The sequence below is a fragment of the Pseudomonas sp. PvP009 genome (assembly GCF_017832995.1).
Taxonomy (GTDB): domain Bacteria; phylum Pseudomonadota; class Gammaproteobacteria; order Pseudomonadales; family Pseudomonadaceae; genus Aquipseudomonas; species Aquipseudomonas syringae.
The window spans coordinates 102,077-117,612 of record NZ_JAFIBG010000001.1; the positions used below are offsets into that span (position 1 = coordinate 102,077).

Below are 15,536 nucleotides of genomic sequence, written 5' to 3' on the forward strand. Positions count from 1 at the left end.
TTTTTATGTAGGAGCATGCGAATAACCTGTTTGTGTCTATATTTCGCATCGCTGATGCCTGCACCACCATGACTGAGCATAGGCACAGCCGTCGACGTATTCAATCCCACTCAAAACAAGCCGTTGTGAGCCATCGTAGCCAGTGTGACGTCCAGCAGATCCGGTAACCGCTTGCCCTCTTTGTGCATACCTGCATCGAGCCAGGCAATATTGGAATATCTGCCGAGGCGTTCACAGTGGGCCGATCTGACGATGACGTTGCCCTTGATAGCCTCGTAGCAATACCTTTCCTTTGGTTTCAGTGCCACACCTTCGCGCCTCATTGGAACGACCAGGACATGCATCACGAACCATCATCTAGTGCCGGAAGGTCCAACTGAGCCTCAATCGCATAGGTCAAAGCACCGTCAGCGAGCTCCAGCATGTCACTGAACTCTTCTGGACTGACGATCTGCAAGCTATGTAGCTCGCCGCACGCTTGATCAAAATCTTGTGGTGGACGCCTGGAGTTGCAAGCAATGCTGTGCTGTCGTTGAGCAGCGAAGCCCATTTCGCCACTGCTGCTTTCTTCTCCGTGATCGAGGTGGTCATGGGGGGTACACTCTCAAATATACTGTATGTACAAACAGTATTTTCAGGTGCGGTACTTTTCCAGCGCTTTCCGATGAAATGACTGAGTGCACTCAGAAAATCATGGACGACAAAATTTGCTCAGGAATAAAAAAGCTTCGGGAAAAGCACTTATCCCCCTCCCGCCGACGAGCTTTGTGTCTGTTTTTTTTGCAAATCTAAGAGGTGTGCAAACAAGGCTGTAGCCACCGCAGTCCGGGGGCTTTCGGCGAAGATCGCAAGCTGCACTGAATGCAAGGATTTGACAACAAATGCAGCGCTGGACGTGCACGGGCGAACGGTATGGTGAAGTGTCTCTGTTCGCTATGCTCCCCGGCCCCGTTGAGCCGAAAAAATAAAAAGGTTGGTTGTGGCGTATTTTCAATACTTAATTGGCTAGGTGCGCGGCTCTTTCGTGCAGGCGTTCTAAAAGCCACTAAGGCCGTAGACCCTTCTAAACCGGGGCTTAGAGGCTATTTTCCGATACCCGGCTTTTTCACAAAATCACATCGCGGGATGCACAATTCTAGCATGATCAAATACTGTTTATATATACAGTAAAAAGGTCTGTTTTATGTCTTCACCCATCATCCCTTGGATGGGCGGAAAGCGTCGTCTTGCTGACCGCCTGATTCCGCTGTTCCCGCCACATGAGTGCTACGTCGAGGTCTTCGCGGGAGGTGCCGCACTCTACTTCATGAGGCCGCAAGGTGCGCCTGTTGAGGTCCTCAATGACATCAACGGTGACCTGGTGACTTTGTACCGGGTAGTGCAGAACCACCTAGAAGAGTTTGTGCGCCAATTCAAATGGGCGCTCAGTTCACGCCAGATCTTCGAGTGGCAAAAAATGACCCGGCCTGAAACGCTCACGGACATCCAGCGAGCAGCGCGCTTTTTTTATCTGCAGCATCACGCATTTGCCGGCAAGGTCACTGGGCAATCGTTCGGTACGGCTACTACAGCTCCGGCTATCAACCTTCTGCGCATCGAAGAGAATTTATCCGCAGCCTGGCAGCGGCTGTCCGGAACCTACGTCGAAAATCTTCCCTGGCTGGAGTGTGCTGAACGATACGACCGCAGCCATACGTTCCACTACATGGATCCGCCTTATTGGCAGACCGCAGGATATGGAGTGGACTTTGCGTTTGAGAACTATGAGCGAATCGCTGATTTCATGCGTCGTTGCAAAGGGAAGGTGATGGTGAGTATCAACGATCATCCTGATATTCAAGAGGTATTTAAGGGCTTCTATATTGAGAGTCTGAGTATCCGTTACAGTAGTACTAGCCAGCGTGTAGGCAAGGCTGATATAAGCGGGGAGTTAGTGATTGCAAACTGGGATTTGTCATTGCTTGGAGGGTTGTTCTGAAAGTTTTGTTTATCAAGTTAAGCTCGGCGTCTCAGACGCCAAGCTTTCAAAGCTGTCTAGTCCTGAGCCGATCTTTTTTCTGTCACAGCTTTGATAATTAGCTCTATTGGGGTAGATATGGATGTCTCGGGCACACCATTAGACTGGGTCGCACGAAATAAAGCTTCTAGTACAAGCTTTCTGTCTCCATCTGCGCTGAGTTTACCTTCGTTTGATAGGGCTAGGTATGTTTTAGTCATTACCAGTCTTTCAGCAGACTCATGTTTCAAATAAGAATGAGTATTGAATTGCCGAAGGGTCAACCTGATAAATATCGTTAGAAGGGCTATAAGCAACGCCGCACCGGTCAAATCAGCAATGTGAGCGACAAGGGGCGAATAGGTCGGATCCTGAGTTGTTTTCTGATCGCCAGGTACATTTGCGTTTAGTGCTGGAGCATTAGCGCTAGCCGGATAATGAGTTGTGACAGTCTTGGAGCTGTCAACGAGTGCAGCCTGCTCACTGGTCGAGGGAGATAAGGCAGTTACCCCTCCTAGATGATAATAGATAACAGGGGCGAGGAAGGTCAGGCCGGTGGTGACTACCACCGCGATTAGCCATATTGAAGCTGTCCTGCTGTGTCGCTTCATTTCATCCGTCCAGTACTGAACAGAAGCCTTTAAATCAATCTGAGCATGGTATGTATCCTGGGCAGTTACCAAATCTTCTCGTGCCGCCTGTAAAGCAGTCTGGGATTTTTTTAAGCTTTCATTCCCTGATCTTGCGGCTTTAGTAAGTAAAGCTCGGTAAAGCTCTACACGACGCTTGTTTTTACGTGATGCAGCTTGAGTGTCCTGGATTTGCGCATCCCGCAAAAATTCGATCTCTGTGACCGCATTTCTCAATCTAGAGGAAGCATTTTCAATTGCTGCTTCATGAGCACGTCTAAAATTAAGAATCTCCTTTTCTTTTGCATTATGACGGCTAGCAGTGGTGATTTTAGTAGCGTCAATTGATTCGAAATAAAGTTGCATTGCTAGGGCGCGTTCATAGTAAAGATTTTCATTTTTTAAGAAGGTATTTAGCGAGCTATACAGGTTTAATTTGCCAGTAATCTCTGGGTGTGATACGAGCAGAAACATAAATCCTACGATGGCACCGTGTTCCTTTTTTATCTCTTGTGCAAGAGTACCAAGCTCTCCATCGGAGGAGACATAAGATTGTATGTGTATATGACGATTCGTCGGACCATCTGCCGCGAATTCCAGCTCAGCTAGTTTTAAGGGTTCGTCTATGAAGTTACTTCTGTATTCTTCAGTTGCAAAAGGAGAGGGCAGATCATCTATCCATCTCCAAGCGTCACGTTGTCTACCTATAAATTGCCTAAATACATTCATTGTTCCGAAGTCGTATCTATAGTCATACGTCGTTACAACTGTCTTCCTGATTACGTCTTCCATCACTCATTCCATGTTTTTTAACAGCTACTGAGTTAGACATGGATAGTGGCATTATGAATCTGAAATTGGAAGCGCTTGGGCGCAGGGAAGAACCGCTAGTCACCTAGGCAGCAATGCTGCCAGGAAGCGTGTCTCCTCCGGGACAGACCAAAAAACCTAAAGTTTATTTTTGGCATCGTTCGGGCAGCCCAGCGAAACGTGCTTATGGGTATCTGCAGCGTTTCGTCCGAAGCGCCTCTCCCCCGGGAGACTTCGCTTTTCTAGGTGAAATTTGACTGATATGCGGGAATTCGTTCTGATTAACGGGGTGGGGTCGAAAAAATAGCGATATGAGCGATACGCATATGAATCTAGGCTGGAGGCCCAGGTTTTACTGGGCTCTGCGTATTACATTGGAAGGTAATATGAAGCGATATGAAAGGTAATATTTTCCTGAAACCCCCGGATTCATTGGGTTTTAGGAAATGAAAATATAGCTTTAGTAAAAGGTAATATTATCGCCTTTGTCTCGCTTCAATATTACCTTTGCCCGGAGACGCTGAAAGCCACGGCCTGCAAGGGCTGCAGCCATTTTTCCCGAGCCGTATTACTAATATTACCTTTTTTCTGACCCCCCTCAGATTTTGAGCGGGGCACCCTGTGCCGAGCGGTTGGCCAGGGTCTCGCGCTACTGCTCATGAGCGTCTGTAGCTGCGGTTGGAGCTCGACGTGGAGCGCGTAAGACAGGCCCGATCGGTGGCCTTGTTACGTGGCTTATTACGTCTGGGGGAAAAAACAAGGGCCTGCATCGCTGCAAGCCCTTGATTTATATGGTGCCGGCACCAGGAGTCGAACCCGGGACCTACTGATTACAAGTCAGTTGCTCTACCAACTGAGCTATACCGGCTAATGGGCTGCGAGTATATAGAGTCTGATGCGCTTGTAAAGCATAGCTGTCTGATTCAGTTGAAAAAAATCGACCATTGGCGCCTCGGATCGGATGCGGGCGGGTGGTGGTGCAGGACGTGTCCTTCGGTTTTGACAGATTGGTCTGCGTGGCAGGGCGGATGGCGTTGAATTCGGGCGTTGATTTTGCCTTTGGCGCTCGTCGCTTGTGCCTGACAGAACGCTGGATTTTTAACCTGGTCGCGCAAACCAATGGGTCCAGCGTTGATGGCGATTTGGCGTATGAACAGGCACCCATCCGACCCCGCCATTTTTGGGCAGTTGCGGGGCAGGAGGGCTTTGCATAGGCTTGTTCTCAACGGCCCAGGCTACTGAGTCAGCAGCACGGGTCGTTAGCTTTTCAGCCATGCAGATAAAGGACTATCTGATGAGTGATGCGATGGATCGTAACCGGGGTTGGGGTGTTGTTTGCCGCAGGCTGGTCATTCGCTGAAGAGTTGTTGAAGGATATTTGCAGGTGCGCCTGGCCTGTCGGCTTTGCGCAGGGTGGGGCTGAGGATGGCTGTCTGAATCGCATGAATGTGCGTCTGGATGCCGACGAAGGCTTCATCGATGTTTCAAGAAATGCCCGGATCCTCTGGATTCGGGCATTTTCTTGTGGGCTGGTTGCTGTTGCGTCGGATTTGCACTGGAGCTACCGGCTTTTTGGCCGATACAGCTGTATCGAAAATGGCAGTCAGCCATGGACAGCAAGTGCAATGCAGAGAACGCCTACGCATTACGAGCTGCTGAGTGTCGCTCGCGATGCCTCTCCTGAGCAGATCAAGAAGGCTTATCGCAAGCTGGCGCAGAAGCTGCACCCGGACAAGAATCCAGATCCTTACGCCTCGGACATGATGGGCGTCGTCAACGCGTCTCACGATGTGCTGGCTGACCCTTCGCGGCGTGCGGCTTATGATGCGCAGCTCGCTGCCAATGAGCACAAGGCGCGTATGGACGCTGCGCGCCGTAAGCAGGCGCATGCAGCGCGCGGGCAGGCGGTGCATGTGTATGCGGCCACTTCTGCAGCCACTGCTGCCGCGCCGTCTCAGGCGGCTCGTTCGGGACCTGCGCCCAAGTCTTCTTCCTATGCTTCTGCATCCCCTTCCCGTGACAAGCGTCGTCGCAGTGCGTGGCGTTGGGCGCTGTTGTTTGTGGTGTTTTGCGCGGGTGGCGCGTGGATGGGCTATGACCCGGGTGCAGGCAAGTCGTTTGTGCCGTCCGAGCCTGCGCCGGTTGCGCAGACGTGGGTCAAGCCCGCACCTGCCACGCCTGCCGCGCCGGTTGAGGAGCCTTTAGCGAGCCCGGCCAAGCCGGTGGATGCGGCGGCGTCCGAGTGTGGCGTGCCGGCGCTCGATCCGATGGGCGCGCCGTGGCCGGACAAGGCGGGCTATGTGAAGGACATGCCGGTGCTCAAGGACAACGGTTGGTCGCAGATCACTGTGGATAACTCGGCGGGCGAGTCGGCGGTGTATGCCAAGGTCACGGATGCGGTGGGGCGCAGGGCGTTTCGGCATGCGTTCGTGCCGGCCGGGGCGGTGTTTACGTTCGCCAAGATGGACCCGGGGCTGTACCTGCTCAAGTACAAGATGATGAGTACGGGCTGCGCCTTTGCCTCGGGTCGGATTTTGCTGGAGGAGACGCCGATGGGCAGTCAGATCAAGTCCAGTGCCTACAAGCTGACGTTGCGCAAGCTGCAGAACCGCAGTGTGCCGTTTGCGCGGTTGAAGGATGATCAGTTTTAGTAGTGAGTCATGACAGGAATGCGGCGCTGCGTATTCAGTCTTCGCGAACAAGTTCGCTCCTACGGCCTTCGGCCAGAATCAAAGCGTCGTACTGTGAACTCACCTTTTGCAACGCTTTCAGGCGCGTTTTTGCAGGCACCGTCTCTTTCTTTTGAAGGACATTTCCGAGAGAATCCCCGACCGCTTGCGCCCCTCTGTCTGGGCTTCTACTCTCCGCCCGTCGCTGCCTATCAGCGATCGGGTTTAGTAGCCCGCAGTGAGTTAAGGCGTAACACAGCCGCGTTTCATTAGGCTTCGTCCTGATGCTATGGCGACTGTGCGCTTGGCACCTTCGGGTGCGCCGGTTCTTAGCTCACCGGTCTACTAACTCGCGTACAGTTGCCGCCTTTTCGTTTAGTAGCGGAAAGGCAGCGACTTCAATAGAAGGAGCTAAAGCATGGTCAAAGTAACCCCCGATCCACCCGACAAACAGTCCAGCACCGCACCGGTCTTCGACAAGGCTGTGGTCAAGCGCGCCATGGAGTGTTACCTGCCAATCTCCCGACCGGCCAAGGAACCCCACGACAGCAAGTTCGACTTCATCAGCCTGGAAGCCACCCTGGTGCACGCGCTGGATTTTCTGCGCTGCGCATCGGCCACCGCTCACGAACTCGGCGATGAACTGACCGGTTCGCAACGCGATCTGGCGTTCGCTTCCATGCACATGCTGGAAATGGCCAAAGTCATGGTCGAGCGCTCGCTGGAGTGTGTCGAAGAGGCCTGAAATCTCACGTCGGACAGCTCGTGCACAAGCGCCTGCATGTGCACGATTGGGCCACGCAAAACGCTTGCGCCAGAGCCTTTACCAAATCTTTATGCACAATTTGCTGATAAAGATTTGCGCAGCCGGGTAATTATGTGCAGTCGGGCGCATTGAGCCGCAAGGCATTGTTTTTGCGGGTTACGGGAAGGATTGCGGAAAAAAATAAGGGGCTTCAGTAACTGGCGCGCCAAGCTTTAACGCACTCATCCACATTTTCATCAACAGACTTATCCACAGGTTGCTCAACCGATTTGAGTCACAATTTTCGGGCCAAAATCAGCAGGTTGCGCGGTGTAATTCGGCTGTCACAGAAAGTGCCAACGCTCACGCTGTAACCCTGCTCACGCACATACATCGCCCTGTCCAGCACCAGCCACATCTCCAGCGGACGCCGAAACAGATCGCGGACCAGTTCCAGATTGCGCACTTCGGCCAGTCTTTTCCAGCCAGCGGCCTCCAGGGCTGCCCAGTCCTGCTGACCCGGTGCAGGCAGATGTTTGAGTTTTGCCAGATGGTTGCAGTAGTCCGCGTAGGACGCATCCAGCCAGGATGTCGGCAGCGACGGTGTGGGCAAGTAGTCATTGATGCCGCGCAGGCGGCGCTGCAGCAGGTCGAAGCCCAGGCGACGGGACATCGAGATGTCGCGTTGACGGCGCACGCGCGCCCCGGCCGTCACGGTTTCACTGAGGGGCAGACCGAGCTCGTCTCGCGACAGCTTCAGGCCGGACGCCTTGCCATCGCTGGACAGCGCCTGATAAAGCTCGTGCCGGGTGCGGTTATAGCAGCACGGCGCAATCGCCATACGCCTACAGCCCGTCTGGCTGGCCAGCTCCATCAACTGAATGTGCAGGTCGCCGCAGGCATGCAGCGCCACAGGCGTGTGTTCGGGTTGCAGGTAGCGCCACGTGTCGTCGGCCATGACATCCTGCTGCACATGTCTGGCGTCGATGCCTTGCCGCGTGCTCAGGGCCAGGCCTGCTTCGATCAGCGCCGGGTCGTGCTCCAGACAGGTCAGACGCTGGCCGGGCCCGGTCAGGCGGCGCCCCAGATGGCCTTTGCCAGCGCACCAGTCCAGCCAGTGAATTGTGCTGTCACGCATGTCCAGATGGCTGGCGAAGGCTTCGATCTGCTGCCACTTGCGCCCCGGCACATCGACGCTCATGCGCGGCTCGACCGGCTGCAGAGCGTGCACGGGCAGTTCGGCAACATGGCTCAGCGCGACGGCTTCGGCGGCCAGTTGCTTGAACGGGAAGGGCGCGTCGAGGTGTTCCGGGTGGTTGTGCGCGGCCTCGGCCTGTTCCAGCGTGCGTTGCCGCAGCCAGTGCGCGAGGTCCGGGTATTTGTCTTCCCACGGCAGGGCCAGGTGCGTGAACGGCTTGGGCCGCCACAAGGCCTGATGCGCGAACAGGAAGCTGTCCAGCGCACCGAAGTGGCTGTCGAGGTGTTCATCCTGCAAGGGAGGTTCAGAGGGCATGGTGGCGGCCTCGTGGGGCAAGGTGCTGACTGGATCGACGCCAGCACCTTTCATATCAGCGACCCTGGCTGGCGTCTACACGCAATAGTTTTTCCAGCAGCCGGAAGCCTTGCACCAGCACGAAGGTCATGACCAGGTAGAACATGCCGGCGGCGAAGAAGATTTCCACCGGCAGGTAGGTGCGGGCGATGATCGTGCGCGCCATGCCGGTCAGTTCCAGCAGGGTGACGGTGCTGGCCAGCGCACTGGCCTTGAGCATCAGGATCACTTCGTTGCTGTAGGCCGGCAGGCCGATACGTGCTGCGCGTGGCAGGACGATGTAGAACAGCGCCTTCCATTTCGACATGCCCAGCGCCCGTGCCGCTTCGACCTCGCCTGGCGGCACCGCCTGCATGGCGCCACGCAGGATCTCGGCGATGTAGGCGGCGGTGTGCAGGGTCATGGTCACCACGGCACACCAGAACGGGTCGCGCAGGTACGGCCACAACGCACTCTGGCGCACCGACTCGAACTGCGCCAGCCCGTAATAGACCAGAAACAGTTGTACCAGCAGCGGTGTGCCGCGGAAGAAAAAGATGTAGGCGTAGGGCAGGGCGCGCACCGGCCAGTGCCGCGATGCGCGGGCGATGCCCATCGGGATGGCGAGGATCAGCCCGGCGATGACGGCAATCGCCACCAGCTCCAGGGTCAGGGTCGCGCCCTGTGCCAGACGTGGCAGCCACTTGATGATGACTTCCCAGTTCATGACGCGCTCCTCAGAAAGCCGCGACTGGCGCGTTTTTCAAGGAAGTACATACCGGCCATGGCCAGCACGGTCAGGCCCAGGTACATGAAGGCCGCGACCATATAGAAAGTGAACGCTTGCTTGGTGAAGCCCACGGCGATCTGCGCGTGACGCATGATTTCTTCCAGGCCGATCACCGAGACCAGCGCGGTGTCTTTCATCAGAATCATGAACAGGTTGCCCAGGCCGGGCAGGGCGATGCGCCACATCTGCGGCAGGACCAGTTTGAAGAGGATGCGCGAGCGTGACATGCCCAGCGCCAGCCCGGCTTCACGATGGCCTTTGGGGATGGCCAGAATCGCGCCGCGAAACACTTCGGTCGCGTAGGCACCAAAGCAAATGCCCAGGGCGATGACCCCGGCAGCGAAGGCGCTCAGGGCCAGGTCGGGAATGTCGAACAGTTTGCCCAAGGCGCGCATGCCGTTGACGGTGCCGAAGTAAATCAGCAGCACCCAAAGCAGTTCGGGAATGCCGCGCACCAGGGTTGAGTAGGTGCTGCCCAGCCATTGCAGCGGCTTGTAGGGCGAGGTCTTGGCCAAGGCGCCGAGCAGTCCGAGTATCAGCCCCAGGCACAGGGCCGAGAGTGCAAGCTGGACCGTCATCAGCGCGCCAGCCGCAAGGGCCGGGCCGAATCCGTGGAGATCAATGTTCATGGGCAGGCTTTGTCAGGGCCGGTCGCCGCGCTTCAACAGGAAGCAGCGGCGACGCGGTCAGGTGAATCAGAGGATGCTGAAAGGGAAATACTTGTCGTTGATCTTCTTGTAGGTGCCGTCAGCGATGATTTCTTTCAGGGCAACGTTCAGGCGTTCGCGCAAGGCATCGTCACCCTTGCGCACGGCGATGCCAATCTTGTCGTTTTCCACGACAGGCTCGCCCTTGAACTCGAAGTTCTGACCCGCTTCGCTTTTCAGCCACTCGAAGCTGACGTATTTGTCGGCCAGCATGGCGTCGACGCGACCGGAGGACAGGTCGAGGAAGGCGTTTTCCTGAGTGTCATAGAGTTTGGGGTCCATGATCCCGAGCTTGTCTTCCAGCCAGGTGGCGGCCAGTGTCGAGCGCTGTGCACCCACTGACTTGCCGGCAAGGCTCTCTTTGGCCTTTTCAATGCTCGATACGTCAATCGAGGAGGTTTTCGGCGCGATGAATTGCAGCTTGTTCGAGTAATACGGGTTGGTGAAATCGACCACCTGCTGGCGCTCTTCGGTGATCGACAGCGACGAGATCAGGAAGTCGAACTTGCTGGCCATCAACGCCGGGATGATGCCGTCCCAGTCGGACGTCACCGCTTCGCACTCGACCTTCATCTTGGCGCACAGGGCCTGGCCGATTTCATAGTCGAAGCCCACCACCTGGCCACTCGCGTCCTTGTTGTTGAACGGCGGGTAGGCACCTTCGATGCCCATTTTCATTTTTTCAGCAAAGGCACTGCCGCTGAAGGCAAGGGTGGCCGCTGCGATCAGCAAGATCTTTTTGTACGACTGCATGGGTGTTGCTCCGTTAGCGGTGACTCGACATGAATTGTTTGCACCTTGCCGACAGCGGGTTTTCGAATACTTGCTGCGGTGTGCCCTGTTCTTCGACCATTCCCTGATGCAAAAACACCACTTCACTTGATACCTGACGTGCAAAATTCATTTCGTGGGTCACCAGCAGCATGGTCCGGCCTTCTTCAGCCAGTGCGCGGATGACGCCGAGTACTTCCTGAACCATCTCCGGGTCGAGGGCCGAGGTCGGCTCGTCGAACAGGATAACCTTTGGCTGCATGGCCAGCGCACGCGCAATGGCGGCGCGTTGCTGCTGTCCGCCGGAAAGTTGTGCGGGGTAGGCATGGCGCTTGTCGGCGATACCTACCTTGGCCAGCAGCTCTTCAGCCACCGCGATGGCTTCGGCCTTGCTCTGACCGAGGACGCGACGCGGGGCTTCGATGATGTTATCGAGCACGCTCATGTGCGGCCACAGGTTGAAATTCTGGAACACGAAGCCGATCTGGCTGCGCAGGCGATTGATCTGCCGGTTATCGGCGGCAATCAGGTCGCCGTTGCGCGCAGCCTTGAGCTTCAACTCTTCGCCGGCCACCAGGATCTGGCCCTGATGCGGGTTCTCCAGCAGGTTGATGCAGCGCAGCAGAGTGGACTTGCCGGAACCGGAGGAGCCGAGGATCGATATGACGTCGCCGTCACGAGCCGTCAGCGAGATGCCTTTGAGCACCTCCAGCTGATCGTAGCGCTTGTGCAGGTTGCGGATTTCCAGGGCGGGCGTGGCCTCGGCCATGTGGGGTCCTCATTGAAGTGTGCGCGCTGGCTGCCAGCGAACGCCAAGCTAGCACAGCGTTTAAAGGACAACCATCGACGTATTGTGTCCAGCGTGGAGGCGCTCGACGGGTTGTCTCATCCGGGCAGCGGACGGTCGCAAGAAGGCAAGCACGGTGCCCTGTAAAACGGGGACGTGCGCGAAAAAGGCGCGATGTTGCCAGCTTTGGCCGGGTGTTGGAAGTAGCATTTGCTGAGCGGCGGTCTGATTTCTGCACCATGTTCGCGCTTAGAAGAAGGTTTGGGGCATTTTTGGTGCGTGCATAGAGACGAATCTGAGGCGTTTGGTAACAAATCCTACAGACTGCGTATAAAAGCCATCGTCTTGCATGCTTCACGGGTCAAGCCACAGGCCTCGTATTCTCTAAGCGACGTCGTTTTCGAAATATTTTGGCGCAATTCTTGCGTCAAATATAAAGAACGGCACCGTAGGTTTCTTTTTACGTAACGCTCCGGTGTGCCTCGCTCGTCTTGCACAGGTGGTTTTATGAGCAGTACCGCTAACTCTTCCGAGCTCGAACAAGGGCTGAAACCTCGACACATTACGATGCTGTCGATTGCTGGCGTGATTGGCGCCGGGTTGTTCGTCGGCTCCGGCCACGCGATTGCCGAAGCCGGGCCTGCCGTGCTGCTGGCGTATGCCGCTGCGGGTACGCTGGTGGTGCTGGTGATGCGTATGCTGGCCGAAATGGCCGTTGCCTCGCCTGACACCGGTTCGTTTTCAACCTATGCCGATCGCGCTATCGGTCACTGGGCCGGGTTCACCATCGGCTGGCTGTACTGGTGGTTCTGGGTGCTGGTCATCCCGCTGGAGGCCAACGCTGCTGCAACCATCCTCCACGCCTGGTTCCCCGACATCGCGATCTGGATGTTCACGCTGGTCATCACCTTGCTGCTGACGGCGACCAACCTGTTCAGCGTGAAGAACTACGGTGAATTCGAGTTCTGGTTCGCGCTGATCAAGGTCGTGGCGATCATCGCCTTCGTGGTGCTAGGTGTTGCGGCGATCTTCGGTCTGCTACCCACCAGCAACGTCAGCGGTGTCAGCCATCTGTTCGACTCCGGCGGCTTCCTGCCAAACGGTATGGGCGCGGTGCTGGCAGCAATGCTGACCACCATGTTCTCGTTCATGGGCACCGAGATCGTAACCATCGCAGCGGCCGAGTCCAAGAACCCTGGCAAGCAGATCACCAAGGCCACCAACTCGGTGATCTGGCGGATCTTCCTGTTCTATCTGGTTTCGATCTTCATCGTTGTGTCGCTGGTGCCGTGGAACGACCCGCGCCTGGCCGAAGTGGGCTCGTATCAGACCGTGCTCGATGCAATGGGCATTCCGAACGCCAAGCTGATCGTCGACCTGGTGGTCCTGGTCGCTGTGACCAGTTGCCTGAACTCGGCCCTGTACACCGCTTCGCGCATGCTGTTCTCGCTGGGCAAGCGCGGCGATGCTCCGGCGCTGTCCAAACGCACCAGCAAGGGCGGTACGCCTCACTGGGCGGTGATCATGTCGACTGCGGCGGCTTTCCTGACCGTGTTCGCCAACTACATTGCGCCTGCGGCCGTGTTTGACTTCCTGCTCGCCAGCTCCGGTGCCATCGCACTGCTGGTGTACCTGGTGATCGCGGTGTCGCAACTACGTATGCGCCAGAAGCGCATTGCTGCGCGCGAGGCCATCGACTTCAAGATGTGGTTGTTCCCATGGCTGACCTGGGCCGTGATCGCGTTCATCGTCGCGGTGCTGACCATCATGCTGCTGCAGGAAGAGCATCGCCTCGAAATCATCGCCACCGGCGTGCTCAGCCTGTTGGTGATCAGCGCTGGCCTGATCGTATCGCGTCGCCGCAAGGCCGGTCGCGTAGGCGCTGCTGCGCTGAGTTGATCGCGCCCTTGGGCGGGTGACGTTCGTGCCAATGCCACGCATTGGCACGAGCTTGCATCAGCGTGCGGCTCTGGTGTCTCTCTTCATCAGCAGGTCGGACGCCAGCGTGTAATCCTTCTGGAAGGCAGGGCTTTCGATCCACTCGATTGCGCTGTCTTCGTCTTCATCGTGGTACATGGCGCGGTACACGATGAGCAGGCCCATCATGAAGTCCGTGGCCGGGTCTTCGTCCTCTTCGGAAATCACCAGTGCCAGCACCGGGTACTGCAGGAAGACGACGCACAGCGCGAGCTGGCTGATGGCCTCCGCTTGCTTCATGGCCGTGAACAGGTCGTCGTAGTCGGCCGGGTCAAAACCGTTCTCGACAATGTCGCTGAAGTCGAAGGTATTGAGGTCGAGCTCGATGTCGTCGAACGGCTGGTTGACCAGCGCCGAGGCAAACACCGGATGAACCAGGCTGGTTGCAGCCTTGCCCGAGCGGTTCTGCTTGGCCTTGATCTTTGCGCGCTTGGCACGTTTTTGCTGCTTGTCTGGCGAGGCCATGAGCGGTCCTTTGGCTGGCGTGGGGTGCAATGGGCGCTATTGAAGCGCAGACGGGCCTGATAACCAAGGTTTGTGCAGTAATCAGCAGTCGATAAAAAACCCGCAACGTGCGGGTTTTTGATTTGCGGGGTGTTACCGGCGCGTCACCGCTTACCCGGCTTTGCGAACGCTTCGGCTTCATCCATGCGGTTGGCGAACATGCTGACCGCCTCGACCGCATCGCTAGCGCCGTCGCGGATCTGCACGATGACCTGCCCGGCCTGGTCTGCCAGTGTCACACCGCGAATGGCTCCTTCCTGCGTGGCGTCCATGCTTGCCACCGCTTCACGTGTTTCGGCGAGGATCTTGCCAATCATTTCGGCAATTTCGGTGGTCGAGCCGCTGGTACGTCCCGCCAGTTGCCTGACTTCGTCGGCCACCACGGCAAACCCGCGGCCCTGATCGCCCGCCCGTGCCGCTTCGATGGCTGCGTTGAGCGCCAGCAGGTTGGTCTGATCTGCAATGCCACGAATGGTGTTGACGATGGCGGTGATCTGCTCGGAGCGATCCCCCAACTGACTCACCAGCTTCGCCGATGCACCGATGTTTTCGGAGATCTGACGCATCTCCCGCGCCGTGTCCTGAATGACCAGGGTTCCCTGTTCGGCCACTTTCTCGGTTTCTGCCGAGATATGGTAAGCGCGCGATGCACCGTGCGCGTCTGCTTCCTGTTTTTCGACGCGCTGGGTAATGTCGCTGGCGAACTTGACGATTTTGTAGAGTTTGCCGTCGACATCAAAAACCGGGTTATAGGTTGCTTCCAGCCAGACGACCCGGCCATGTTTGCCGATACGTTTGAACTGGTCGCCGATGAACTCGCCGTGGTTCAGTTTGCGCCAGAACTCGGCGTATTCCGGGCTGTTGACCAGTGTCGGCTCACAGAACGATCGATGGTGCTTACCCTTGATCTCGGTCAGCGCATAACCCATGACGTTCAGGAAGTTGTTGTTGGCGGTTATCACATTGCCGTTGGGTTCGAATTCGCAGATAGCCATCGCCCGGTCTACCGCTGCCAGCTTGCTGCTGGTTTCGTTCTCCGACATCACGCGTGTGGTGACGTCCAGGGCGTACTTGACCACCTTGACTACGTTGCCCTGCGCATCGTTTACCGGGTTATAGCTGGCTTCGAGCCAGACGCTGTGGCCATTCTTGCCGACGCGCTTGAAGGTGCCCGAGATGAATTTCCCGGCCTTCAAGGACGCCCAGAGATCAGCGTACTCGCGGCTGCGGAGCATTTCCGGTTCGCAGAAGTCGCGATGCGTCTTGCTTGTCAGTTCTTCGGCCCGATAGCCCATCGCTGCGAGGAAGTTATCGTTGGCACGGAGTATTTTGCCATCGAGACTCAGCTCGATCACCGCCATCGATTTTTCCAGCGCGCTTGTCAGTCCGTTGAGTCCATCTACCTGGGCCTTCATGGCCGTCAGCTCAGCTTTGTTCTTATTTCCGAACATAACGTGCCCCTTGGTGTATTTGCGGACTTACTGTGATGAGGCTATCGACTCGAAAGGCTGCAGCATGAATGTGCATTGCTACAATCGAAAAAATAAATCAAGTATTTTTTTTACGCCAGAAGACGCGCAGGTCTGATTTGCCAGGAAAAGCATTCGGCAATGAGTTCGG

Annotated in this window: 13 protein-coding genes, 1 tRNA gene and 2 pseudogenes; 5 read left to right on the forward strand and 11 right to left on the reverse strand. The window is 56.5% G+C overall.

The features are described 5' to 3' along the window. Positions 1 to 36: 36 nt before the first annotated feature. Positions 37 to 344, reverse strand: a pseudogene (locus tag JOE29_RS00410) (hypothetical protein). Then, positions 344 to 591 (reverse strand): annotated as a pseudogene (locus JOE29_RS00415) (hypothetical protein). The pseudogenes JOE29_RS00410 and JOE29_RS00415 overlap by 1 nt, the downstream one beginning before the upstream one ends. Before the next feature lie 592 nt (positions 592 to 1,183). Here JOE29_RS00415 and JOE29_RS00420 point away from each other — a divergent pair. Next, a complete protein-coding gene (locus JOE29_RS00420; protein ID WP_210078697.1) occupies positions 1,184 to 1,978 on the forward strand; it encodes a DNA adenine methylase in 795 nt (264 codons plus the stop codon). Between the two features lie 56 nt (positions 1,979 to 2,034). On the opposite strand, the gene JOE29_RS00425 is transcribed toward JOE29_RS00420, so the two are convergent. Both JOE29_RS00425 and JOE29_RS00430 read right to left on the reverse strand, forming a co-directional pair. After that, entirely contained in the window at positions 2,035 to 3,417 is a 1,383-nt protein-coding gene (locus tag JOE29_RS00425) for a hypothetical protein (RefSeq protein WP_210078698.1), read from the reverse strand. 810 nt (positions 3,418 to 4,227) lie between these two features. Then, positions 4,228 to 4,303 (reverse strand) — tRNA-Thr (locus JOE29_RS00430). A gap of 103 nt (positions 4,304 to 4,406) precedes the next feature. Between JOE29_RS00430 and JOE29_RS25320 the strand changes: the two genes are divergently transcribed. The 3 genes from JOE29_RS25320 (at position 4,407) to JOE29_RS00440 (ending at position 6,849) form a co-directional block, all read left to right on the forward strand. Next, positions 4,407 to 4,649, forward strand: a complete 243-nt coding sequence (locus tag JOE29_RS25320; protein WP_228380275.1) for a hypothetical protein — start codon at positions 4,407 to 4,409, stop codon at positions 4,647 to 4,649. A 411-nt stretch (positions 4,650 to 5,060) separates the two neighbouring features. Continuing rightward, positions 5,061 to 6,086 (forward strand): J domain-containing protein, encoded by a 1,026-nt coding sequence (locus JOE29_RS00435; protein WP_210078699.1) that lies wholly within the window; start codon positions 5,061 to 5,063, stop codon positions 6,084 to 6,086. 436 nt (positions 6,087 to 6,522) lie between these two features. Continuing rightward, complete coding sequence (locus JOE29_RS00440) at positions 6,523 to 6,849, forward strand: hypothetical protein (protein ID WP_210078700.1); 327 nt, start codon at positions 6,523 to 6,525, stop codon at positions 6,847 to 6,849. A 295-nt stretch (positions 6,850 to 7,144) separates the two neighbouring features. On the opposite strand, the gene JOE29_RS00445 is transcribed toward JOE29_RS00440, so the two are convergent. The 5 genes from JOE29_RS00445 to JOE29_RS00465 all read right to left on the reverse strand — a co-directional run bounded on the left by JOE29_RS00445 (position 7,145) and on the right by JOE29_RS00465 (position 11,417). After that, on the reverse strand, positions 7,145 to 8,416 hold the full coding sequence (locus JOE29_RS00445) for a methyltransferase (RefSeq protein WP_210078701.1): 1,272 nt from the start codon (positions 8,414 to 8,416) through the stop codon (positions 7,145 to 7,147). A gap of 1 nt (position 8,417) precedes the next feature. Next, entirely contained in the window at positions 8,418 to 9,107 is a 690-nt protein-coding gene (locus JOE29_RS00450) for an ABC transporter permease (protein ID WP_003318320.1), read from the reverse strand. Continuing rightward, positions 9,104 to 9,799, reverse strand: a complete 696-nt coding sequence (locus JOE29_RS00455) for an ABC transporter permease (RefSeq protein WP_003318319.1) — start codon at positions 9,797 to 9,799, stop codon at positions 9,104 to 9,106. Before JOE29_RS00455 ends, JOE29_RS00450 begins: the two co-directional genes overlap by 4 nt. A gap of 66 nt (positions 9,800 to 9,865) precedes the next feature. Further along, positions 9,866 to 10,630: an ABC transporter substrate-binding protein gene (locus JOE29_RS00460; RefSeq protein ID WP_003318318.1), complete on the reverse strand. Its 765-nt coding sequence runs from the start codon at positions 10,628 to 10,630 to the stop codon at positions 9,866 to 9,868. Between the two features lie 13 nt (positions 10,631 to 10,643). Continuing rightward, a complete protein-coding gene (locus tag JOE29_RS00465; protein ID WP_210078702.1) occupies positions 10,644 to 11,417 on the reverse strand; it encodes an ABC transporter ATP-binding protein in 774 nt (257 codons plus the stop codon). A gap of 525 nt (positions 11,418 to 11,942) precedes the next feature. Here JOE29_RS00465 and gabP point away from each other — a divergent pair. Next, positions 11,943 to 13,334, forward strand: a complete 1,392-nt coding sequence (gene gabP, locus JOE29_RS00470; protein WP_010406435.1) for a GABA permease — start codon at positions 11,943 to 11,945, stop codon at positions 13,332 to 13,334. A gap of 57 nt (positions 13,335 to 13,391) precedes the next feature. On the opposite strand, the gene JOE29_RS00475 is transcribed toward gabP, so the two are convergent. Further along, positions 13,392 to 13,877 (reverse strand): hypothetical protein, encoded by a 486-nt coding sequence (locus tag JOE29_RS00475; RefSeq protein ID WP_057406606.1) that lies wholly within the window; start codon positions 13,875 to 13,877, stop codon positions 13,392 to 13,394. 143 nt (positions 13,878 to 14,020) lie between these two features. Beyond that, positions 14,021 to 15,367: a PAS domain-containing methyl-accepting chemotaxis protein gene (locus JOE29_RS25560; protein ID WP_210078703.1), complete on the reverse strand. Its 1,347-nt coding sequence runs from the start codon at positions 15,365 to 15,367 to the stop codon at positions 14,021 to 14,023. Between the last annotated feature and the right edge of the window lie 169 nt (positions 15,368 to 15,536).